Source organism: Paenibacillus sp. FSL H8-0317, from assembly GCF_045040685.1.
Taxonomy (GTDB): Bacteria; Bacillota; Bacilli; order Paenibacillales; family Paenibacillaceae; genus Paenibacillus.
Map to the genome: position 1 here is coordinate 7,295,183 of NZ_CP150294.1, position 24,287 is coordinate 7,319,469.

17 protein-coding genes and 1 pseudogene are annotated in these 24,287 nt (G+C 39.9%); 4 read left to right on the plus strand and 14 right to left on the minus strand.

Annotated elements, in window-relative coordinates; all coding sequences use genetic code 11:
* Window positions 1–73 precede the first annotated feature (73 nt).
* The 8 genes from MHB43_RS32445 to MHB43_RS32480 form a co-directional block, all read right to left on the minus strand.
* Window positions 74–919, minus strand: a complete 846-nt coding sequence (locus tag MHB43_RS32445) for a ParB/RepB/Spo0J family partition protein (RefSeq protein ID WP_062836525.1) — start codon at window positions 917–919, stop codon at window positions 74–76.
* Window positions 912–1,673, minus strand: coding sequence for a ParA family protein (locus tag MHB43_RS32450; RefSeq protein WP_024629525.1), 762 nt, complete (start codon window positions 1,671–1,673; stop codon window positions 912–914). Before MHB43_RS32450 ends, MHB43_RS32445 begins: the two co-directional genes overlap by 8 nt.
* Before the next feature lie 187 nt (window positions 1,674–1,860).
* Window positions 1,861–2,679 carry a nucleoid occlusion protein gene (gene noc, locus MHB43_RS32455; protein ID WP_091012196.1) on the minus strand — a complete coding sequence of 273 codons (819 nt, stop codon included), beginning with the start codon at window positions 2,677–2,679 and terminating at the stop codon, window positions 1,861–1,863.
* A gap of 516 nt (window positions 2,680–3,195) precedes the next feature.
* The gene (gene rsmG / locus MHB43_RS32460) at window positions 3,196–3,918 is read right to left on the minus strand and encodes a 16S rRNA (guanine(527)-N(7))-methyltransferase RsmG (RefSeq protein ID WP_339180923.1); all 723 of its coding nucleotides are present in this window, start codon (window positions 3,916–3,918) and stop codon (window positions 3,196–3,198) included.
* A complete protein-coding gene (gene mnmG / locus MHB43_RS32465; protein ID WP_339180926.1) occupies window positions 3,918–5,798 on the minus strand; it encodes a tRNA uridine-5-carboxymethylaminomethyl(34) synthesis enzyme MnmG in 1,881 nt (626 codons plus the stop codon). Before mnmG ends, rsmG begins: the two co-directional genes overlap by 1 nt.
* Before the next feature lie 86 nt (window positions 5,799–5,884).
* Window positions 5,885–7,693: an ABC transporter ATP-binding protein gene (locus MHB43_RS32470; RefSeq protein ID WP_339180928.1), complete on the minus strand. Its 1,809-nt coding sequence runs from the start codon at window positions 7,691–7,693 to the stop codon at window positions 5,885–5,887.
* A gap of 17 nt (window positions 7,694–7,710) precedes the next feature.
* Window positions 7,711–8,973, minus strand: coding sequence for a lanthionine synthetase C family protein (locus tag MHB43_RS32475; protein WP_405131072.1), 1,263 nt, complete (start codon window positions 8,971–8,973; stop codon window positions 7,711–7,713).
* A 73-nt stretch (window positions 8,974–9,046) separates the two neighbouring features.
* A complete protein-coding gene (locus tag MHB43_RS32480) occupies window positions 9,047–12,196 on the minus strand; it encodes a lantibiotic dehydratase (protein WP_405131073.1) in 3,150 nt (1,049 codons plus the stop codon).
* Between the two features lie 1,279 nt (window positions 12,197–13,475).
* Between MHB43_RS32480 and MHB43_RS32485 the strand changes: the two are divergent.
* Window positions 13,476–14,805 (plus strand): annotated as a pseudogene (locus MHB43_RS32485) (IS3 family transposase).
* Between the two features lie 56 nt (window positions 14,806–14,861).
* Here MHB43_RS32485 and mnmE read toward each other — a convergent pair.
* The 5 genes from mnmE to rpmH form a co-directional block, all read right to left on the minus strand.
* Window positions 14,862–16,238 (minus strand): tRNA uridine-5-carboxymethylaminomethyl(34) synthesis GTPase MnmE, encoded by a 1,377-nt coding sequence (mnmE, locus tag MHB43_RS32490; RefSeq protein ID WP_339180935.1) that lies wholly within the window; start codon window positions 16,236–16,238, stop codon window positions 14,862–14,864.
* Between the two features lie 210 nt (window positions 16,239–16,448).
* Window positions 16,449–17,150 carry an RNA-binding cell elongation regulator Jag/EloR gene (jag, locus tag MHB43_RS32495; RefSeq protein WP_339180937.1) on the minus strand — a complete coding sequence of 234 codons (702 nt, stop codon included), beginning with the start codon at window positions 17,148–17,150 and terminating at the stop codon, window positions 16,449–16,451.
* Complete coding sequence (locus MHB43_RS32500; protein ID WP_339180940.1) at window positions 17,147–18,025, minus strand: YidC/Oxa1 family membrane protein insertase; 879 nt, start codon at window positions 18,023–18,025, stop codon at window positions 17,147–17,149. The genes jag and MHB43_RS32500 overlap by 4 nt, the downstream gene beginning before the upstream one ends.
* A 75-nt stretch (window positions 18,026–18,100) precedes the next feature.
* A complete protein-coding gene (rnpA, locus tag MHB43_RS32505; protein ID WP_036611981.1) occupies window positions 18,101–18,451 on the minus strand; it encodes a ribonuclease P protein component in 351 nt (116 codons plus the stop codon).
* Window positions 18,452–18,805: 354 nt separating this feature from the next.
* A complete protein-coding gene (gene rpmH / locus MHB43_RS32510; RefSeq protein WP_017691413.1) occupies window positions 18,806–18,940 on the minus strand; it encodes a 50S ribosomal protein L34 in 135 nt (44 codons plus the stop codon).
* Between the two features lie 610 nt (window positions 18,941–19,550).
* Here rpmH and MHB43_RS32515 point away from each other — a divergent pair.
* From MHB43_RS32515 to gntK, 3 genes are all read left to right on the plus strand, one after another.
* Entirely contained in the window at window positions 19,551–20,225 is a 675-nt protein-coding gene (locus MHB43_RS32515) for a GntR family transcriptional regulator (RefSeq protein WP_017691412.1), read from the plus strand.
* Between the two features lie 213 nt (window positions 20,226–20,438).
* On the plus strand, window positions 20,439–21,800 hold the full coding sequence (locus tag MHB43_RS32520; protein WP_405131074.1) for a gluconate:H+ symporter: 1,362 nt from the start codon (window positions 20,439–20,441) through the stop codon (window positions 21,798–21,800).
* A 66-nt stretch (window positions 21,801–21,866) separates the two neighbouring features.
* Window positions 21,867–23,414 carry a gluconokinase gene (gntK, locus tag MHB43_RS32525; RefSeq protein WP_237178418.1) on the plus strand — a complete coding sequence of 516 codons (1,548 nt, stop codon included), beginning with the start codon at window positions 21,867–21,869 and terminating at the stop codon, window positions 23,412–23,414.
* Between the two features lie 231 nt (window positions 23,415–23,645).
* On the opposite strand, the gene MHB43_RS32530 is transcribed toward gntK, so the two are convergent.
* Window positions 23,646–23,831: a hypothetical protein gene (locus MHB43_RS32530; RefSeq protein WP_405131075.1), complete on the minus strand. Its 186-nt coding sequence runs from the start codon at window positions 23,829–23,831 to the stop codon at window positions 23,646–23,648.
* Window positions 23,832–24,287: the final 456 nt, after the last annotated feature.

Genomic DNA, 24,287 nt, shown 5'->3' on the forward strand with positions numbered 1-24,287 from the left:
TCCATGGTACAGAGGCGATATGTCATGACATGAGTAAGCCCCGCATGTTGTTAATGAATCATAGACCCGACTGTTATTGTAACAATTCCAATAGCCGTTCCAGATCCTGTTGACTGTAGTAGTTGAGCTCAATTTTACCTTTATCTTTATTGTGCTTGATTTTCACTGTTGTTTTGAAACGTTCACGCAGAGATTCTTCTAACGTATCAATGAATGGATCTTTCTTTTTCAACTTCGATTTGGCTTTAGCCTCACCTGTTTTGGAGCGATCCAGTTGTTGAACAGCTTCCTCCAACTCACGTACACTCCATTGCTGATCAATGGTTTGTTTGGCAAGTTGCTTCACCATAACCTCGTCTTTCACACCCACGATCGCACGTGCATGTCCCATAGATAATGTTCCACGTGAAACATGGTCTTTTACTTCTTCCGGCAACGATAACAGACGCAAGAAGTTAGCAATGTGAGAACGTGATTTACCTACTTTTACAGACAACTCTTCCTGAGTCAATGCGAATTGATCCATTAACCCCTGATAAGCAACTGCAACTTCCATGGCGTTCAGATTCTCCCGTTGCAGGTTTTCGATCAACGCAATCTCCATTACCTGCTGATCACTAAAGTTGCGGACTACAGCCGGTACCGTGGCATTACCACAATATTGCGAAGCTCTGAACCGTCGTTCTCCGGCAATAATCTCATAACCTCGTAATACAGGACGAACAATAATGGGTTGTATGACACCATGCTGACGAATGGACTCAGCCAGTTCATGTATTGCGCCCTCATCAAATACCTTACGTGGTTGATAGGGGTTAGCCCGCAGTTGACTAATCGGGATTTCTACGACTTTATCATCGTCATTAATTGAAAGCGAAGGAATGAGGGCATCAAGACCTTTTCCAAGCCGCTTACTCATAAGAAATCACTTCCTTTGCGAGCTCTAAATACACTTCCGCCCCTCTTGAACGAGGGTCATACGTGATAATGGATTGACCATGAGATGGTGCTTCACTAAGCCGTACATTACGCGGAATAATTGTTTGATATACTTTTTGTTGAAAATACTTTTTCACTTCTTCAATAACCTGAATCCCCAGATTGGTCCGTGCATCAAACATCGTCAACAATACCCCTTCAATCTGCAGGGATGTATTCAGATGTTTCTGTACCAGACGAACCGTATTGAGCAACTGACTTAATCCTTCAAGTGCATAATACTCACACTGAATCGGAATGATCACCGAATCGGAAGCAGTCAACGAATTAATCGTTAACATACCAAGGGATGGTGGACAATCGATCAGTATGTAATCATAGTTTTTCTTCACCATGGCGAGTGATTTTTTCAGGCGAACTTCCCGTGATATCGTGGACACCAATTCGATCTCGGCTCCGGCAAGCTGAATCGTTGCAGGTATGATATGAAGGCCTTCAATCTGAGTCTCCACAATCGCTTCTTGAGGAGGAACCTCATTAATAATGACATCATATATACAATTAGCCACATCTGCTTTATTGATTCCGACTCCGCTGGTTGTATTCCCCTGAGGGTCAATATCGACAAGCAATACTCTTTTCCCGAGTGAAGCCAGTCCTGCACCCAAGTTAACAGATGTCGTCGTTTTCCCCACACCGCCCTTTTGATTTGCTACGGCCATAATCTTAGACAATTACTTCACCTCAAATAAAATAGGAGTCTTTTCTGTAGGTTGTGAGATATTGTTAACAAAAAGCAGGCGGCTATCGTCCACACAAACAACAACTACCGTTCCATCAATACCGACCGTTCTTTATAAATGTCAGACCTAACTTGCTTTATAGACATAAAAAGCGGCCCATTGCCGCCATAAGCTTCAATTATTTGCGTTTTGGAATATGGATAACGATCTCATAATGATCCTCATGGTCTGCTTCTTTTGTTTTGATGTCCAGACCTGAGCCAGTTACCATATCAATGGATTGGCGAATTGTATTAAGTGCAAGTCTTACGTCCTTGGTAAAGGAAACACGTCTAGATTTCTTAATCTTGGAAGATTCCTTGTAAAAGGCAACACGTGCCTCTGTCTGTTTCACATTCAATTCTTTTTCGATAATCTCACCGAGCAACTTCATCTGCAGTTCTTCCGTATCGAGAGAAAGTAATGCTCTTGCATGCCGTTCAGAAATTTTGCGTTCCATCAATGCGGCCTTAATGCCTTCCGGGAGCTGTAACAATCGAATTTTGTTCGCGATAGTTGACTGGCTTTTGCCGAGTCGTTGTGCCAGACTTTCCTGTGTCAATTGATGCAAGTCGATCAGCTTCTGATAAGCGACAGCTTCCTCAATTGAAGTCAATCCTTCACGCTGCAAGTTCTCAATCAGTGCAATGGATGCGGCCTGAGAGTCGTTGAATTCACGCACAATAGCCGGAATCGTATCCAAACCCAATTTTCGAACTGCACGCCAGCGACGTTCCCCGGCAATAATCTCATATGATCCATTTCGCACGCGAACGACAATAGGCTGAATTACACCATGTGTTTTGATCGTCTGCAACAACTCATCAATTTTATCATCATCAAAAATAGTACGGGGTTGATATGGGCTGCTCACAATTTCATTAACCGGAATCTGTTTGATCTCATCTCCGTTATTGCGCTCCGCCAAACCAAACAACTTCGAAAATTGTTCTTTCATTCCGCAGATTACCACCTAGTTTCGTAATAGCTCCCACAGTCTTTGCAGGTGCTTCTTATTCAATAAGCGACCTTTCACATGCATCGTTCTTGGAATAAGTTTTGCCTTTCATAACGCTTTCTGTCATGCAACATCGAACGCATATCCATCTATCTATACATATAATCTATGATCGCTGTGACCCAGGATCGGATACTTCTATTCTATCATCTTTTCTATCATAATCCTATGCTTACCTATTCTTTAAACTCTGCTAATTTTCCTGCTTTTTCTTTGTGAATATTGGAAATATGACGACTTACACACATTCAAATAATGAAATTGTTCATGAGCTAATATGCGTGAGATTCATCATTACAGGTTCTTTAAGAGATATGTAATACGGAGTATCTGTAATGTTGATCCAGTCCTCCAATTCAGAAAACAAAAAAAAGAGGAATGTTTCACGTGAAACATCCTCTTTATCTATGTCTAAAATTCTATTCTGTTTTGACTGACTTCGTAAACATCACGCAACTATATCAGCGGAGTCTTCATTGGAGTACCTGGTTTGCGCGGATACTTATATGGTGTCTTATCAAATTTCTGAATCAGAATGATGTGACGCTCTGATTCTTCAACCGGCAGCTGGAAAGGATGAACGGCCTTAACCCGTCCTTTCAGCTGATTGAAGCTGAACTCCGCTTCCTTCATTTCATCACGTGGGTCTCCGCCCTTCATGGCAGCGAACATTCCACCTTTGCGAACAAAAGGAAGGCAGAATTCATTCAGCACAGCCAGCTTGGCTACTGCACGCGCCGTAACGAGATCGTAGCTATCACGATACCCTTCTTTACGTCCAATCTCTTCAGCACGTCCATGGACCAAATCCACATCAGTCAGGCCAAGGATATCTACCACATGCTGTAGAAAGCCAATACGTTTATTCAATGAATCAATGATCGTAAGCTTAATATGCGGGAAACAGATTTTCAGTGGCAATCCCGGAAAACCCGCTCCTGATCCAATGTCAGCAAGCTTAATCACTTTGGCCATGTCAGTATAAAAAGCCAGCGATACCGAATCATAGAAATGCTTGGTATACACTTGCTCCCGATCCGTTATGCCCGTCAGATTCATCTTTTCATTCCAGGATACCAGTTCCTGATAATACAGTTCGAATTGCTCCAACTGGAGTTCGCCCAGCTCTAATCCATGTTTCTTTAAGCGCCGCTGCAGTTGCTGTTGAATATCGTCCATTATTGTCCCCTTGCTGCGGTTACACGGTTATAATGCTCCAAGTAGACCAGCAGAATGGAGATGTCGGCAGGAGTAACTCCAGCAATACGAGAAGCCTGACCAATCGAGATTGGACGAATCGTAGCGAGCTTCTGTTTGGCTTCCATAGCAAGACCATGAATCTCATCATATACGATAGTGTCCGGAATTTTCTTTTTCTCCATCTTTTGTAAACGTTCCACGTGGATCAATTGTTTCTCAATATAACCCGCATATTTAATTTGTATTTCCACTTGTTCTTTCATATCTGCTGTCAGTTCTACCTCAGATGGTGAGAGCTGTTCAATCAGTTCATACCCCAGCTCCGGGCGACGCAGCAAGGTAAGCAACGTACTGCCATCCTGAATAGGTGTAGATCCGTACTCTTCCAGCTTGGCATTCACTTCAACCGGGCGAGCTTTAGCCACTTTCAGACGTGCGACTTCCTGCTCGACTTTCGCCTTTTTATCCAGGAATTTCGCATAACGCTCTTCAGGGATCAGTCCAATGTCATGTCCGATTTCCGTCAAACGCATATCTGCATTATCATGGCGAAGCAACAGACGATACTCAGCGCGTGAAGTCAACAGACGATACGGTTCATTTGTACCCTTTGTCACCAGATCATCAATCAGCACGCCAATATAACCTTGGGAACGATCCAGTATTACCGGCTCTTTCCCCTGTACTTTGAGTGCAGCGTTGATTCCAGCCATAACACCTTGTCCTGCTGCTTCTTCATAACCGGAGGTACCATTAATCTGACCCGCCGTAAACAGACCTGGTAGACGTTTAGTTTCCAGTGAAGGCCACAATTGTGTAGGCACCATCGCATCGTATTCAATCGCATAACCATTACGCATCATTTCCACTTTTTCCATACCTGGAATTGAACGCAGCATAGCCAGTTGGACGTCTTCTGGCATACTCGTAGACAACCCCTGTACGTAATACTCGGATGTGTTCTTGCCTTCCGGCTCAAGGAATATCTGATGTTTCGGCTTGTCGCTGAAACGAACAATTTTATCTTCAATGGAAGGGCAATAACGTGGTCCGGTTCCTTCAATAAGCCCCGAGAACATCGGAGCACGATGCAGATTATCATTAATAATCTGATGTGTATCCACAGATGTATACGTCAACCAGCAAGGCAACTGCTCATTATCGGAAGATTCTGTTTCATAGGAAAAGAACTTCGGCTTGTCATCACCAGGCTGAATTTCGGTTTTGCTAAAATCAATCGTATCCTTATGCACACGTGGTGGTGTCCCCGTTTTGAAACGAACCAGATCAAAGCCCAGTTCACGCAGATTCTCTGACAATTTAAGAGAGGGTTGTTGATTGTTCGGTCCACTCTCATACATCAACTCGCCCATAATTACTTTACCGCGCAAGTATGTGCCTGTTGTCAGAACGACCGCTTTAGCCCGGTACTCTGTTCCGGTCTGAGTCACAACGCCTACACATTTTCCGTCTTCAACGATCAGTGAATCAACCATACCCTGACGCATCGTCAGATTACGTTCATTCTCCATCGTTTCCTTCATTTTATGCTGGTAGGAGAATTTATCTGCCTGAGCACGAAGCGCGTGAACAGCAGGCCCTTTACCCGTGTTAAGCATCCGCATCTGAATAAAGGTTTTATCGATATTCCGTCCCATTTCCCCACCAAGTGCATCAATCTCGCGTACAACATGTCCTTTGGCCGGTCCCCCAATAGATGGGTTACAAGGCATAAAGGCCACCATATCCAGATTGATCGTAATCATTAGTGTTTTGGACCCCATACGAGCTGCGGCCAGCGCGGATTCTACACCAGCATGTCCTGCACCAACGACGATAACATCATATATATTTATCATAAATAAACCGCCTTTATTTAATTGAATTATCTCCTCCATCATAGCATTATTCTATCTTAAATCAATTAGCACTGATTTTGAACTAATTATTTGTTGTAAGCAGATAGTTGTAAGTTATATAAGCCCATATACTTACCTTCTAAGTCCATTAATTCAGAGTGTTTACCTTCCTCCAATATTTTTCCTTCCTCTACATAGTAGATGTAAGAAGCATGTTTAATTGAGGAAAACCGATGTGTAATGTAAAGTCCAATCTTATCGTCCATAATACTTCTAAAATGATTAAATACTTCTTCTTCAGATTCAGCATCTAATGCGGAGGAAGGTTCATCCATAACGTAAAAATCTGCGTCTTTCATATATGCTCTAGCTAAAGCGATTTTTTGCCACTGACCGCCAGAAAGCTGATGTCCTTCAGGGAACCATTTTCCAAGTTGAGTTTCTACTCCAATAGGCAACTTATCCACCAATGGTTCTAAGTCTGCCTTTTTTATACTACTTCGAAGTAATTCATTGTTATTAATCTGTTCCAAGTTACCGAAACCAATATTTTCACGCATAGTCAGTTCATAATGTACAAAATCCTGAAAAACAACCCCCACTTTTTTGCGTAGAGAATCAATATCATACCGATTAATATCGATTCCATTAATTAATATACTTCCCTCAAAGTTCAAATATAACCGTGTTATCAGTTTAACAATCGTTGATTTTCCTGATCCGTTTTTTCCAACTAAAGCAACAATCTCTCCCTTTTTAAGTTCTAAGTTGAGCTTGTTTAATACATACTTACTTTGCCCTGGATACTTAAATGAGACATTATCAAACTTAATAGATTCCAATTCTCCAAGACTGATTTGTTTAATATTGGCATCAATTTCTTGTTTTTCAATAGGTTCCTTATTCAAAAACTGAAACAATTGTGATAAGTACATCGTATCTTGCATAAGCACTGTATACTCACTAATAATCATTTGAGAGGTGTTTGTTGTATTAACTATTCCCTGTAAATAACTAAAAAAACTTCCCGCCAGTATGACTCCAGCCAAAGTATCTGTTAGTGCCACATACATAGTTAGTCCGATAATTGTCATATTAAACATTAATATTGATAAATTAACCGATAATTTTCTTTTGTTTATGAATTTATCTTTTTTATAAAACTCTTTATATATATTGCGAAAATTATCAATTAAGTAAGAACCAATGTTAAATAATTTAACTTCTTTAACTACTCTATCATTCGTTAAGAGATAATTTAAGTACCATGATTTCCTTGTCACTGTTGTTCGATTTATAATTATTTCATATTCTTGCTTAGTAACTTTCATTAATGCGATAATTGATCCTAAAGGTAGCACTATTAGCAGCAAAGCAACCCACCATTTCCAAGACATTAAAAATGCTGCAATAGAGAGTAAAGAAATGACACTCTGGAATAAAGAAAGCAATTGAATATAAATTTGAAAAGGTCGATAAGAACCTTCATCATTTGCTCTTCGAAGCAAATCTAAAGAATCAGAATCCTCAAAATCAGCAAGACCCAATTTTTGACACTTTTCCATTATTATTATATTTATACTATTAGATAGTGCTATTTGATATAAGGCTTGATAATACTGTGACGCCGCCTGTAACATTTCTTTAATCGTAAGGATAGACACATATACAACTAAAAAATACAAAGAATACTTTAAAATAGGGTTACTTATTACTAACGAGTTTACTAACAACTCAGTGGAATATAGTAATGCTGCAGGAATAAATGCAGACAACATACTAATTAGCAGTAGTATCCAGAAATAGTATTTGTTCGCCTTATAAACAAGCTTAATGAAGTTTTTAAATATTCCTTTAATTACTGGAGCCGCTTCTGTTTCTTCATTGCTAATCATAAAATCCTCCTACTCACCTAACTTAGTAATAATCCTTTATGCCAAATATTGTCTTTTTTATCACTCAGAATGGAAATCCAAACCAAAAAGACTCCAATTTTTCCGTTTAATAAACTATGATCTAAATAAAGTTGTGTGAAGTTATCTTTATAATTTTGAATTAAATTTTTTGATAATTTTTCACAGTATTCATGTAATCCCTCTATACTGATACTATTTTTTAATAGGTTCATTTGATATAAAATCCCTGCATCACCATGACATAAGCCAATATCTTCATTTCTCAACTGTAAGGAAGATTTAATTAACCCGGTAACAGTATCTAAAATTAGTTGATCACAAGATGTGTCTTTATCTAATTTGTGAAAATTAATTAAACTCTCAATAAAGCTAGGTTCGCCATAGCACCAAGAATCTAACCTAGTCGGTATGTTCTTTATAACTCCTTGAATATATTCGCTAGTTCCAATCATCTTAGGCCATATCATGCCTAGTTCATCTCTATAACTAAATTGTTCAAATAACTTTCTAACTTTATCAATAGCTTCTTTTTGCCCTTCTACTTCGATATTATTATTTAAACTATGAACCAATATACGAAATGGGCCCAGAATTCCATGTGATAAACTGAAATTCAAGTAACCATCAGGATACATCTCTCTATCAATATCATGAAATAAATTCTTAGGCGTAATGTGCCAAGTAGGTAACTCGTGACCATTATATAATTTTGAACTATTAATTAGTTTAACAAAATATCTATTTATTAAAGAGATAAAATAGGAATTACTCTCACCCCTAGGGGAAGAAAGAAGATACATAGATACTCCAGCCAGTCCCAGAATCACATCATAATCACTCATTACAACATTAGAATATTCTAAGTTTGACATCGCTTGATCCCAAACAATAGGGATTTGTTCATAGATAAGTTCTTGCAAGTGTTCATGATCTTCCGTATATTCATTAAAATTTGGGGAACAGACATAACTAAAAGCCACACCACATAATCCATTCCATAATGATAATAAATCCATACTATTATTGTTAACTATTTCATATATTTTATTTAAGTATCTTCTTTCAACTATTTCCCATTCTCCACTAGGATCAAATTTTGACAGTTGTCCAAAAAATATAGCTAGTGAGGGTAGACCCTCTACTAAACTCAATTCCGTTCCATCTTCTTTAGAAAGAGATATGTTATTTGGATTTGAATAGTGTAATGCATGTTTTAAGATTTCTTCTTTTATGAATTCTCTATCCATTATATTTATCAATTTAGAAACTTCCTTTTCTAAAATTTAAACATCTTGTAAATATCACAAGATGTTTAAATTTAAAAGTATGATTTTATTTTGATACTTCAATTTTCTTGATGATTTCGTAATTATTTAAAAGATGTCTAGCCAAAGTCATCACTTTTCTCTCTTCATTGCGGTCAGTTCCACATAAACGATTAATGTGCATATGAAGGATACTAAATACGATATCTTCATAGTCTTCTACTTTAAATTCCTTTAACTTTGTATAATACTCCTTTATCGCTAAATTTCTTAATTTGAGTACGTTACTAAGCTCCTTTTCTGAATCAGAAATATCTATGACATCTCTATTTTTATGATATGACCAAAAACGTATAAGATTTTTTCTACGCACTCTAAACTCTTTTATATAATTTTTATAATTCACAATATTACTCAATGCTTCTATAGGGTTATTAGTCTCAGCAAACATTGATTCATATAAATCACAAAAAGATATAATTGCCAAATCTAACGGATCCACGGAACTAGTAGCCATATTTCTAAGTTTACCTGCTGTTAAAGAGTCAACCATAAAAAATGACTCAGCATATTGAATTAGTTGATCTCCACCATATCTATGTGATTCAGGCAAATAAGTATCATATATTACATTTTGTATTATTCCTTCATCTTGTAGATAACTTGTCCAATCCATAATCATTTGTATATTTGAAAGTAGCCTATTTTTTTTGTCCTTTAACCTGAAACGCACATGATTTCTGGGATCAACATAATTGACATAATAACCAACCTCTATATAATCAATATCGATTAACTTATTAATTAGTAAACATACTTCATCTATTAGTTGTGGAGACTGGTCTAAAGAACAGTACAGTTTTAAATAAAGCCATTCTTGACCCGGTAAGTGTACTAATTGTTTGTTATCAGATAAATGAAATTTTTTCGCTTCTAAATGAGCTGATTTTAAATACATTGGAAAAACAAATTCAGCATTGTAGTTATTCTTATTGTTATCGTTAATCCAACTACCATCTAGATTCCCATAAGCCTCTGTTATGAATATGCAAGTGTAGTCATCTAATTTAGTAAATTCTTTATACATATCTTCCAAAAAAAGGGGATTGTCAAGATCGAAGAGAATTCTAGCATCTTGCTCAGTTAAATAAACGAATCTGGGAACAAGATTTGAAATTCTCCAATTCTGAAATGCTTGGTCAAACTCTTTTATATCTTTCACAAGTCTAAAGTCAATACTATTTAATCCAATTTTCCAAGTAGCAGAATTTAAAATCACATTTTTATATCTAATTCTTGGAACAAAACTGAATTTATCTAGTTCTGGCAAATCAAATAGCGGATATGGACCCAGTCGATTAATGCCCATTTCGCAAAGAAATCTGTACAGGTTTGGCGTCCCAGCAAGACTCGAATACATGTGACTTGTAAAAGGAATAACTTCTTTGTTGTGTTTTTTTGATTTTAAGTATAACCTTTTCTCATCTGCTACTACTACAATATCCGAAACTGGAATAACAGCGTCATTACTAAATGATGCATTGGTTCCTATGGGTATTTCATAGTTGAATATAGACTGATTAGATACAATATTTGCATGTCGTGCCATTTTAGGAAGATATGTTACTTCAGCGAATATGGCTTCATCATTGAAACTAGTATAAATGTCTTGAATTTCAGCAGCTAATGGTTCGTAACTATCTTGTAATAAGTGGCTAAAACGACCAAAGATTTTGCCCATACCATACGAACCTTGATTAGCTCCAATAACTAACTCATATTCCCCTCGATTGACCGATTCTATATTATTTGCACTTATTGAAAAGCACATTTCTACTGAATTCGGGGGTGTGACTTCATGTTCGATTTCTTTATAATCTTTAGTGAAAATTTCAATTTCTTCATCTTTTAAATTAATTTCAATTTCTTGATTCCTCAAACATTGCTCATACAATTGATAAAACAAGGGATGCATTTTATTCATCTCACCAAAACCACTTTCAGGAAGTATGCTAGGCGGATTCTCATATGAATATGGTGCTCCTAAACCTAAGTCTACTTCTAAAAGCTCAAGTACAGATACTTCATTTCCAATTCCGTATCTATCCATAAACTCAACATGATAATTGTTAATATACTGAAAGTTTCTCTTATTAGATAACATCCAAATGATTTCTGTAGCTTTTGAAATATCTTCTCTAACCTTAGATGACAAATTATTATGGAGCATAGCAATAGACATATCTATTTGGAGTGGTGATTTGCAATTATGTACATCTTTCATTTTCTTTATAATTTTACAAACCATTTCCTCTCCTTCTCCAAAGTTCTCCCTTTCATAGTTTTTTATATCACAATCAATATCCATAAGTATTGATAACAGAGTTGCCTCCGGTGCATTTTCCTCTAACCATTCTATTAAATACTCCAAGGGTGATGAGATTAATAGAGGAGTCCTCAGATTTGTAAAAACATACTCATTTCTAATTAGTTCTTTTATAAAATTGAATAACGTGTCTATATCCACTGTATTGTATGCCTCTTGCATTTTCTCAAGTAATCCTTCAAATGTGATTGCTTCATTCGTAAGTACATCCCTTATAAACAACACTGCTTCGGTACTGCGAATAGTACTATGCTGCAACAAGCGGGAAGTATTTTCATTTTTTTGTTCAACATCTTTATTCTCATTATAAATAGACAAATTAGGAATCTTAATTCGAGATTTGTAATCTATCACTGTAGAGTTGATTGATAACACTGTTTTTAGCAGTATTTTATCCTCACTCTCTAATGTTTTAATAATAGATACAATCCACTCCATATCAGGTTTTACTTTTTTTTGATTATGAGAATCACTATTAATGACAATTGAACTTTCATCACTCCAGTTCCCAATAGACACACCAGAAAATAAACCAAATGGAGTGGTACGAGAAGTCATTCTGATCAGGTATCTTATTAATCCTCTTAAAGTACTTTCTCTTCGTTTATTGTCTTCACTCCACAATAATGGTATTGATTCATAAAGAGAGAAACTTGCAACCGCAAGCGCTTCGCGGAAGTATGAATCTCCTACAATATCCTTCATAACATCCGTTGCTTCATTTATTGAATCATAGCGCTTATTTACAAAATATTGAGCATATTTATTTAATGAAAAGAAAGAAGTACGAATCATATAATAATTTAAAGGAACAAAATCTAAAGTATGCATTCCAACCTCCAAAGGCAATTTAATAGTAAAGAAGAGGGCACTACCAATTTTAATTAAATAACTTTTTAATTAAGTGACGAATCGCAACTATATGTGGCATAAAGGTGTCACATTACAAGTTTTGGTTGGACAGAATGGAGTGCAAACAATCGGCTTTGTCCAAAGAGTCTTTACAGTAGTGACAATCCCTGCTGGTTGAGCGTCCAATTGAGAGTATGTGCTAACCTTTGAATCAAGATTAAAAATATCGTTATTCATTTCTATTCAGCCTCCGATAAGTTGATTTTTATTAGTGCCCTCTATGTTAATATTAAATACTATTTACTTAAAATTATGTAATCATACAAAGATACAAAAAAAGATGTATAGATAACTATTATGTATAATTATAATTAATTTTAGAATTTTATAACAATATTTAGGATAATATTTACTATATATATTGTCAATATGTATAAATAAACATGAAAATATTTGATTATTGTAAATATTTATAACTTTATACCTACTATAAATTCGATTTTTTTATATTTTGTCGATATATGTATGCTGATATATGAAAAATCGGATAAATTCGACATCCGTCCCCCTTACTATTATTAATAGTGGTTGTAATTTGCATTATAACGAAATAAAAATTAACTATTAATTCAATAGAATAAAAAATGCTTTTTGGAGAAATTTTTATATCAAGTACGAAAGTTCTTTTATAAAGAATTTATAGGCAGTTCTCTAACCGGAGCATTTTGTGGTATGTTACTGAACAAATGCAGAGCAGTCTCTAAGTCCATACCCGTCTTAATCAGTCCTTTTTGGAGATAACTTTCGCTAGCGACTAGCGGCATTCTTATAGTGAATTCCTGGCTGGCATAAGAGGAAAAATTCCCTTCCACTGTCTGCAGTAGCGGTTTGAAATGCACGATTTCTAGCTTGGTTTAATTATTGTAAGGTGTGAGTAACTCATAGTGGAATCTTCTTTTCTGAATGGTTGTTGTGGTGACTAAGCTTACATGTTTATTTTTTTTCAGTAGTTTTCGTGCTTCATATTACAATCCGTTTGATAGATTCAGCTCTTCATACGCAAAAAAAAGGAAAAATTCCCATACTTTAAGCTGGAAATTTCGCCTTTTTATTTTTATAGTCTGATACAAGTAAATGTAACACTTTCTTTCTATTTATGAGAACCCTATGTACCCTATAAGATGGACACTTTGAAAAAAGTCCAACTTATAGGGTGTTTTGTTTATAATGAAAAAAAAGAGGTTGGAGCGGAAATGTTATGACGAAAAGATTACTGACAAAGAAAGAACAAGAACTGCTAAAACGGAATCCAAATGTAATTGCTGTTAGTGAAAAGGCCATTACGTACACAGATGAATTTAAGTGCCATTTCATTGCACAAAATGAACAGGGGAAACTGCCACGTGATATTTTTGAAGCAGCGGGCTTAGATGTTGAATGTATTGGTTTGGAGCGTGTTCGTTCTTCTGGGAAACGTTGGCGCGCTTCGTATCGTGGAGCAGGTTTAGAAGGCTTACAGGATACACGTAAAACAAATTCAGGTCGCCCATCGGAACGTGAACTAACATTAGAACAAAAGATTGAACGATTAGAAGCAAAAAATCAATTGTTACGAGCGGAAAATGAACTGCTAAAAAAACTCGATCTACTCGAAAGGCAGATGTTGAAGAAGAAATAAAAGTGGCACCAGAGCTGAAGTTTGAACTCATTTATCGGACGATCAGAACATATAAAATGAAACGGTTAATCAGCTATCTATGCGATGTTATGGAAGTATCACGTTCTGGATACTACAATTACTTCTCTGAAAAATCGATGCAGAAGCGTGTAGCTAAAGCCAAAACAGATGAGATTGTAAAGGGAATTATTTTAAAGGCGTATCTTTTTCATGGACGAAAAAAGGAGCACGCCAAATCAAAATGACGTTAGAAAATCAGTACAAAATGACGTACAACTTGAAGCGGATTCGCTGTATTATGAAGAAATTTGAGATCATCTGTCCCATTCGAAAGGCTAATCCAGCCCGTAGAATGGCAAAAGCAACGAAAGAACATCGCACATGTCCAAACGAATTACAGCGCAATTTTAAGCCAGGCGAGGCGGGAAAGGTGTTATTAACCGATATCACATATTTAACGTACAAAGGCAATAAACGTGCGTATTTATCGACGATTAAAGACGCACAGACGAATGAAATTTTAGCGTATGAAGTTTCTTCTTCGTTAAGTATAGGAATTGCGCTAAACACGCTTCGTAAATTACAGAAGCATCGCCATTTAACCAAAGATGCGTTGATCCATTCCGATCAAGGCTTTCATTATACGAATCCACAATTCCAATCCGTAGTGAAGAAAATAGGATTAAGACAATCCATGTCACGTCGAGGCATTTGTTGGGATAATGCTCCCCAAGAATCATTCTTTGGGCCTTTTAAGGATGAAACGAATATCAAAGAATGCAAAACATTAGAAGAAGTAAAACGAGAAATTAAGAGTTATATGACGTACTACAATCATTATCGAGGGCAATGGAATTTGAAAAAGCTGCCGCCTGTAAAATACAGACAGCAGCTTCAACAAGTTGCCTAGTTTTTTTCAAAATGTCCTTTACAAAGGGTACACTTTAAACTCCCTTCAGACTTTATTTACTTTCCTAGACAGAACTGGGAAAAAATCTGATCAATCAATGCATCATGCGCTGTATCTCCTACAATTTCACCTAGGTGCTCCCAAGCAAGTCGTACATCAATCTGTATCATATCGATAGGTATGAACTGTTCTGCTGCCTCATATGCGTCTACAAGAGATTGCTTGGCCTTTTTGAGCAATGCAATATGACGCACATTACTAACATACGTGAGATCCGCCGACTCCAGTTTACCGCTGAAGAACAATGTTGAGATTGCTTCTTCCAAGCGATCCACACCCAGATCATCTTTCACCGACATCGGCACAAGCCGTTCTTCCGGAATGTAACGAAGCAGCACGTCACGTTCTACCTGTGGCGTTAAGTCCATTTTATTCATAATGATTATCGATTGTCTACCGCGGATTTGTTCTAACAATTCAATCTCATCTGGATGAAGCGGCTCTGCAGCATTCACAACGACCAAGATCAGATCGGCTTCATTAACAGCAGAACGAGAGCGCTCTACGCCAATCTTCTCTACAACGTCCATCGTTTCCCGTATTCCTGCCGTATCCAGCAACTTAAGCGGGATATTATTAATTGTAATGAACTCCTCAATCACATCACGAGTTGTACCAGGAATGTCCGTTACAATGGCACGATTGTCCTGGGCGAGTGTATTCAACAATGAGGATTTACCAACGTTAGGTCGTCCAACGATAGCTGTAGTGATCCCTTCTCGCAGTATCTTTCCTTGCTCTGCTGTAGTCAGCAATTTATCAATTTCAGTCATGACCTGACTGGACTTCTCTTTAATGAAATCAGACGTTAACGACTCCACATCATGTTCGGGGTAATCGATATTCACTTCAATGTGAGCCAGTGTCTCCACCAAGGTATATCGCAGATCACGCAGTTTGGAGGATAGCTTACCTTCTACTTGTTTCAGGGCAACCGAGAAAGCTCGGTCCGATTTGGAACGGATGAGGTCCATGACGCCTTCGGCCTGGGACAGGTCAATTCGCCCATTGAGGAAAGCACGCTTCGTGAACTCACCGGGTTCAGCCAGACGAATATCGAGCTGTAACAGCAGATCCATGACTCGTTTGACCGATACCACACCACCATGCGCACTGATCTCTACAACATCCTCTGTTGTGAACGAGCGCGGTGCTCTCATTACCGTAACCAGCACTTCCTCAATCTTCTCACCGTTCGTAGGATCTACAACATGACCATAATGAACCGTGTGAGATGCTGCCTGAGTTAAAGGGGTTTTGCTGCGAAAAATCTTTTCCGTCTCCGACACTGCATCCGGGCCGCTGACCCGGATAACGGCGATACCCGCCTCTCCGACAGCCGTTGATATCGCTGTGATCGTATCACTGATCATGGTTATCTCTCCTTGCTCTATTTTAAATTGCCGTCCCTCGGGGAACGCCATATCCATTTTCATATCTATTAATGTTATAACATATGACATGTCACTTATCGTATTAAGTTCACTCTTCACTTGTTCTACGTACCTTACCAAATTGCTTCTGTACGAAAAAAGCAATGGCTTCTGCACCGGGCAGGAAGCCATTGCGTATCCAATTTCGTGTTATTTCGTCGTAATAACCACACGCCGATTAGGCTCCTCGCCCTTGCTTAATGTCTTAATCTGCGGGTGATTTTGCAGTTTTGCATGAATGACTTTTCGTTCGAGCGGAGGCATTGGCTCCAGTACAACTTCCTTGCCAGTACGGATGGCTTGTCCGGCCAACCGTTCAGCCAGATCCTCCAGCGTCTTCCGCCGACGTTGACGGAAATTCTCCGCGTCAAGCACAATTCGAACGAAGCTTTCCGAGTATCGGTTCGCTACAATGTTCGTTAGATACTGAAGCGCATCCAGCGTCTGTCCACGTCTGCCAATAATCATTCCCAGATCTTCACCGGCAATATTGAAGATATGTCCATCCCGCTGTTTTTTGATATGCACTTCAACATCCAGTCCCATACCTGCTGCGACCTCTTTCAAGAAAGCAGCCGCTTCTTCATAGGGATTTTTAGCTGCGACATCCTCAAGTAATGCATCTACTTCAGGCTTGTATGCAGCTGGCTTGATCGGCTGTGGAACAACTTCCGGTACAGGCAATAATGTCACTTCAACTTTGGCCGCCCTCACCCCGATCAAACCCAGGAATCCTTTTGACGGCTGCTCTAACACTTGTATCTCGACCTTGTCCCGACTCACGCCAAGCTCGGTCAATCCTTGGTTTACAGCATCTTCAACGGTTTTTCCTGACGTAATGACTTTGGTCATTTCGATTTTTTGGCCCCTTTCGACCCTTTTCCAGAGATGGTCGCTTTGCCACCGTTTTTGCGTTTAGCTCCATTTTTGGAAGAGCTATTCTGCTTCACGTTGACCTCAGCCACGACTTTGGCTTTATTCCGGTATAGGAAATAGTTTTGAATGATTGTATAGACGTTGCTATAAAACCAGTAAAGCGGCAATGCTGAAGGGAATTGATACGACATTACGAAAATCAAGATTGGGTACACCCAAAGCATTAACTGCATTGGACCGATCTGCTGTGCTGGGTTCATACGCATCATCATCCATGTTTGAATGAATGTAGTGATTGCAGCAAGCAACGGCAAAATAAACAAGTGGTCCGGTGATCCAAGTTGAAGCCACAAGAAATCATGGGTTCTTAGACTGGAATTTCCGTAAATTGAATTGTAGAGTGCAATATAAATTGGCATTTGAAGCAGTACTGGAAGACAGCCCATAGCAGGATTCACTTTATTTTCTTGGAACAGCTTCATCGTTTCTTGCTGAACTTTCTCAGGCGTATCTTTATACTTAGCCTGAATCTCCTTCAACTGTGGCTGAATAGCCTGCATTGCTTGAGTACTACGAATCGACTTAATTGTTAATGGTAAAATCAATGTCCGTACAATAAGCACCATCACGAGGACGGCCAGTCCATATTCACCGTTAAACCAGTTGGCGAATGTATCCAGCGCCAGTGAGAACCAGTACACAACATTGCTTTGCCAGAATGAGCCACTATTCTTCAGATCTTCCGTAGTAACCCCGGCTCCTTGTGGAGTACATCCGGCGAGCACAGTGACCATTGCAATGACTGCAATGAGGAGAATCCACTTCCCCTTTGATGTCTTCAATCGCGACACTTCATAACCCCTCTCTTAACCATTCCATTCCATCGTAAAATCATACCATAATTAGGAGGACAAATAAACCGAAGCTTACCGCTTGCTCGACTTCAAAAGAGAGCCCTTTCGCATCGCATGTAGCAGGCTTTTTTCCATTTCCTTATAGGGCATGTCCAGTGCACCTTTTCTGACGATAAAAATCAGATCCATCTGCGTGACGATCTCATGCTCATGATGACGAACAATTTCCTTGATCATGCGTCTCATCCGGTTGCGTACGACAGCGTTTCCGATTTTCTTGCTGCATGATACGCCGACCCGAAATTGTTCCGTATCTTTACGGCGACAGCCATACACCACGAATTGATGATTGGCAAACGATTTCCCATACCGGTATACGCGACTAAAGTCCGCCCGGTTTCGTAGACGCAGTCTTTTATACACGGCGCTTCTCCTTGCTCTTCTCCACCAATGTTATTGACGGAGGCCTCATTACTGATTTAGTATAGGCTTTCTTGAATGACGGTAAACCGCCTTGGCGACAACTTCATTTGGGATGATTGTTAATCAGCTACTTGAACTGATCAGCATTCATCCGGATGAATGTTGATTGGCCATTTAAACCTATCAACGATTCATCATTATATAAGGTAAGTTTTCGAAAAATGGAAAACTCACTCAACATACATCATGTGTGTTCAGCACTTTTTCGCAGACCATTCAGACCTGATCTGTAGCAGCATCCAGTCTGATTTGAGCTAATTAAGAAAAAAAGACCACCTCGGTGGTCTTCAATGCTTAAGCACTCAGGTTTTTACGGCCTTTAAGGCGACGTGCGGCCAAAATTTTACGGCCGTTGCTCGTGCTCATTCTTTTCCGGAAACCATGAACTTTTTTACGTTTGCTAACGTTCGGTTTGAATGTAGGTCTCAATGTATTGCACCTCCTCACAAGGAAATACTTATGTGATGAATCACTTTCATCTTCACAGAAAACACCTTTATATATTTAACCATGATCACCTGGAAAAGTCAACTGCATGGCTCAAGGCTTCTCCCTCTTTTATATACACTCTTCATCCCACCCAAAGTAATGACCACAGTTCGTCCACTTCAATACCAGCACCAAGCCCCGAAGAGAGACCTGAAAGTTATCCCCAGGCCCTGATCAGATCACCCTATTTCAGCATTTATAGTTATCCACAACCTCCAATACCTGTTATCTCCTTCATTTCATCCTGTTTAAACTTATTCACATGTGGATAATGATTATAGACTATTAATATCGTCGAATTCTAATTCAGTTGTATCCGCTTTAATTAAGGTTTACAAGCTTTTGAGAAAGGTGTAGGATAAAAATCACATCTTGTATACAAGTATATGGATGAAGCTGATTTACTTGCCTGCCTTTAGTAGTCCTTTGAAAAAATATTAGCCGTTAGCTTGTAGCTACAGACTATGGATTGAACTGAATGTCCAGTCCGCAAAATAGTTATGCTATGATCAGTAATGAACTGATTACTTATTAATAGGAGCGTTAGCATATGTTATTTCCTTCTTCCTGGCTTCAAGGGGCTTCCCGTGGTGAAGCCATTGCCTGCGAATTAAGGCTGCGGATCATCAGCGGTACCCTTCGACCTGGAGAGATTTTGTCGGAAAATCGAATTGCGGCTGATTTTGACAGCAGTCGTTCACCTGTCCGTGAAGCGTTACGGACATTGTCCAATGAAGGACTTATTCGACTGGAACGTATGGGTGTCGTTGTCATTGGACTACGAATCAAGGATGTCGAAGAATTGTATGATGTCCGTTTCCTGATTGAAAGTTTTGTGCAGCAGCGACTTGCTGGTGATGTCCCAGAATCATTAATCACCCAGCTTCGTAACGTGATCGACAAAATGCAGCTTGCTGGACGGCATCAGGATGCCGTCGAATTCGCCTATCAGGATCTCGTTTTCCACGAGACCATCATTGAAGCTGCTCAGCATTCCCGTATTTCACATCTATGGAAGAGTATTCGATATGTTGTGATGACCGTTATGCTGCTCACAACGCGCAGAGTATTTGTTCAAGGCGAGCAGAAAGTAAGCGCTGTAATTGAGAAACACCGTTTGCTTGTTGAAGCACTTGAATCAGGCGACAAGATGCTCATTCAGGCTGGAGTCCGCACGTATTTCCAAGATTCTGGCAAAACCCTGCACGAAAGCTTTGATTCCTAATAGGTGCAAGGCGTTTGCAATCATATCCGTTGTGAGTGATTGCGGCTTAACTTGTCGACAAGTATACAAAATGCGATTTTCTTTCAATTTCGGGCATGATAAAACTACATTTTTCGCCAACACCTCTTCTTCATTCTGGGCACAAAAATTAATTGGTGACGATAATTTTACTTGTAAGCGTTCTATATCAGAAATAAAGGAGCACACAACATCATGAGCACTCTTTTTGGACTATCCCACAACGCAACATTATTGGTCTGGACATTCATTGCAATCGTTTTTCTGATCGTTTTGATCTCCAAGTATAAATGGAATCCCTTTATCACCCTGCTGTTGTCCGCATTAATGCTCGGTTTGCTTACAGGCATGAAACCTGCCGATGTGATCTCTTCCATTACCGGGGGACTTGGCGGCACACTTGGAACCATCGCAATTGTTATTGCTCTCGGTACAATGCTTGGTAAGATGATGGCCGAATCTGGCGGTGCCGAGCGCATTGCAACTACATTAGTTGATCGGTTTGGTGTAAAACGTGTGCACTGGGCCATGATGATTGTTGGATTTATCGTTGGTATTCCCGTTTTCTTCGAAGTCGGCGTTATTCTGATGATCCCCATCATTTTCACCGTCGCGCGTAAAACCAACATGTCTTTACTGCAGATTGGTATTCCCATTTTGGCGGGTCTATCCACTGTACACGGTTTGGTTCCACCCCATCCAGCGCCAATGATTGCGATTGAAGCCTTCAGTGCCGATCTGGGTAAAACCATTTTGTACTCCCTTATTGTTGGTATTCCTACAGCGATTATTGCAGGTCCCTTATTTGGTAAATTTATTGGTAAAAGAATACACACCGAACCGCCAGCAGAACTGGCTGAACAATTCGCAACCAAAACAAACAGCAACATGCCTGGGTTTGGTATTACCCTGTTTACCATATTGCTGCCGGTTATTTTGATGCTGATTGGTTCCATAGCTAGCATCATTGACCCAAATGCCACGAGCGGTTTCACCGTTTTCAGTGAATTTATCGGTCATGAGATCATTGCTTTGCTCATTTCAGTTGTATTTGCCCTCTTTTCACTCGGCTTTGCACGTGGATTCACCAAACACGATATTTCTCGCTTCACCAGTGAATGTCTGGCGCCTACGGCGACCATCATTCTCATCATTGGCGGAGGCGGTGCCTTCAAACAGGTATTGATCAATAGTGGTGTAGGTAACGCCATTGCTGATGTCGCTACCCATGCCAACATCAACGTGATCCTGTTTGCATGGCTTGTCGCTGCGCTCATTCGTGTAGCTACCGGTTCAGCCACCGTAGCCATGACAACAGCTGCCGGCATTGTCGCTCCAGTGCTTGCACTCACACCAGGGGCTAATATTGAGTTGGTTGTACTCGCCACAGGTGCAGGGTCACTCATCTTGTCCCATGTGAACGATGCGGGATTCTGGATGATCAAAGAATTCTTTAATATGAGCGTTTCCCAAACTTTGAAAACGTGGACCGTTATGGAAACACTATTATCCGTGGTGGGACTGATCTTTATTTTGCTCCTGAGTACAGTGGTATAAATGGTCTCTATATAGTAGAAAGAAATTAAAATCTCATCGCTTTCTGGAGAAAGAAGGATTAAATATATGAACAACTACATGATTGGGATCGATATTGGTACCACCAGTACCAAATCCGTGTTATTTACCGAGCAAGGCTCCGTCGTCAGTACCTCAACGCAGGAATACCCTTTGTACACCCCTGCACCCGATGTTGCCGAGCAGGATCCTGAAGAGATTGTGCAAGCAGCCCTACGCTCTGTGCGAGGAGTCATGGATCAGAGTGGTGTTGCTGCCGAGAAGATCCTGTTTGTATCCTGCAGCTCGGCTATGCATAGTGTCATTGCCATGGGACAGGATAACAAACCCTTAACTCGTTGCATCACTTGGGCGGATAATCGAAGTGCAGCTTGGTCTGCCGAGCTGCAAGAGAATGGATTGGGCCATCGCATCTACCTGCGCACAGGTACTCCCATCCATCCCATGTCACCGCTGACCAAATTAATGTGGCTGCGCCACGATGAACCTGAACTTTTTGAGCACACAGCCAAATTTATTTCGATTAAAGAATATCTGTTCTTCCGTCTATTTGGACAATATGTGGTTGACCATTCCATCGCTTCCTGCACAGGTTTACTCAATCTGGAACAACTGGACTGGGACGCAGAGGCCCTTGAGATTGCAGGCATTACACCCGACCATCTCTCGAAGCTTGTACCTACAACACATATATTAGAAGGAATGAATCACGAATCAGCTGAAAAAATGGCTCTCTCCCCCTCTACGCCCTTTGTTATTGGCGCAAGTGACGGGGTTTTATCCAATCTCGGCGTGAACGCCATTGAACCAGGTGTTGTCGCAGCAACCATCGGAACCAGCGGGGCCATTCGCACTGTCGTGGACCGTCCGGTTACCGATCCCAAAGGTCGAACCTTCTGTTATGCCCTCACAGAGAATCTTTGGGTCGTTGGTGGACCTGTGAATAACGGTGGCATGCTGTTTCGTTGGGTACGGGATGAATTCGCCGCGTCTGAAGTGGAGACAGCGAAGCGACTTGGCATCAATTCCTATGATGTGCTGACCAAAATTGCCGAACGTGTCCGGCCGGGATCGGAAGGACTTCTGTTTCATCCGTACCTTTCGGGCGAACGTGCCCCTTTATGGAATCCGGATGCCCGTGGCTCCTTTTTTGGCTTAACACTCCATCACCAGAAAGAGCATATGATTCGTGCTGTCCTGGAAGGGGTTATTTTCAACCTATACACGGTACTGCTCGCCATGGAAGAACAGATTGGGCAACCTACCTCCATTCAAGCCACAGGTGGGTTCGCCCGTTCTCCTCTCTGGCGCCAGATGATGTCCGATATCTTCAATCAGGAAGTGGTTGTACCCGAGAGCTTCGAAAGTTCCTGTCTGGGTGCCGTCGTGCTTGGTTTGTACGCTACAGGGCGGATCCAATCGCTTCATGCCGTTTCTTCCATGGTGGGTACAACGCATCGGCATACCCCTGTCAAAGAGAATGCTGTACTCTACCAAGAGCTCCTGCCCATCTTTATTCGGATCTCTCGCAAACTGGAAGAGGAATACGCAGATATCGCTGAATTCCAGCGTAAGATGTCCCTTCCCCGCCTCTAAATCATCAATCCATACTTCGTCGCTGCACCAAAAAAAGAGAATGTCCTCTAAAACCGATTTTTGGTTTTAGAAGACACCCTCTTTTGCTATACACGCATAATCTATCCTTTGAATTCATACTATACATTCATACACTTTAACCTCCATATCAGAGCATCAGCTTACCTCTTGATCCTGATAATTCACATTACATATGTCTTAAAATGAAGTCCTCTTGATCCATTATTCTTATCATTCACTGATGACAGAATTACCATCTGCCCAGAAAATACACCACTCATCTTGTTCAATTAAAGGCATGAGTTTACTCCCCTCTCCGTCGCCCACCAAGACATTTAAATTCATGGGTTTTACCCTAGCCACATTGGCAAGAAAAACACGAGGGTGAGAGGTCACTCTTTTTCCGATCTCAATCATGCTCCATTTTCACTTCACGGTTATCCACAGAAAGGTTATTCACAAACGAAGAATACTTTTACACACAATTTGGCATCATTTGACGGATAACCTGTGTATAAAACATTTTTGCTTTTTGGGTCATTCTGTCGAAAATTAAACAGTTTATAAACAATATATTGTGTTGTGACTAAAAATTATACACAAGTTATTGAATTTGTGGATAAAATCACGCGATACGTTGAAATGCGGGGTTTCTTTTGCTATGATTGTATTACTTTTGGATGTGAATATGTGATCTGACCCATAATATTATCAACAGCCTGTGGATAAAGTTGTGAACAATTTTCCGTTGTTCATACTTTTTTTGTTTTCGACCTGCGGGGGTTTGGGGATAAATTCAACAATATATCTCGTATTTCGACACTGCATCATGGCTTAAGCCACACTTGGAACATGTAAAAGGAGTGACAGTCT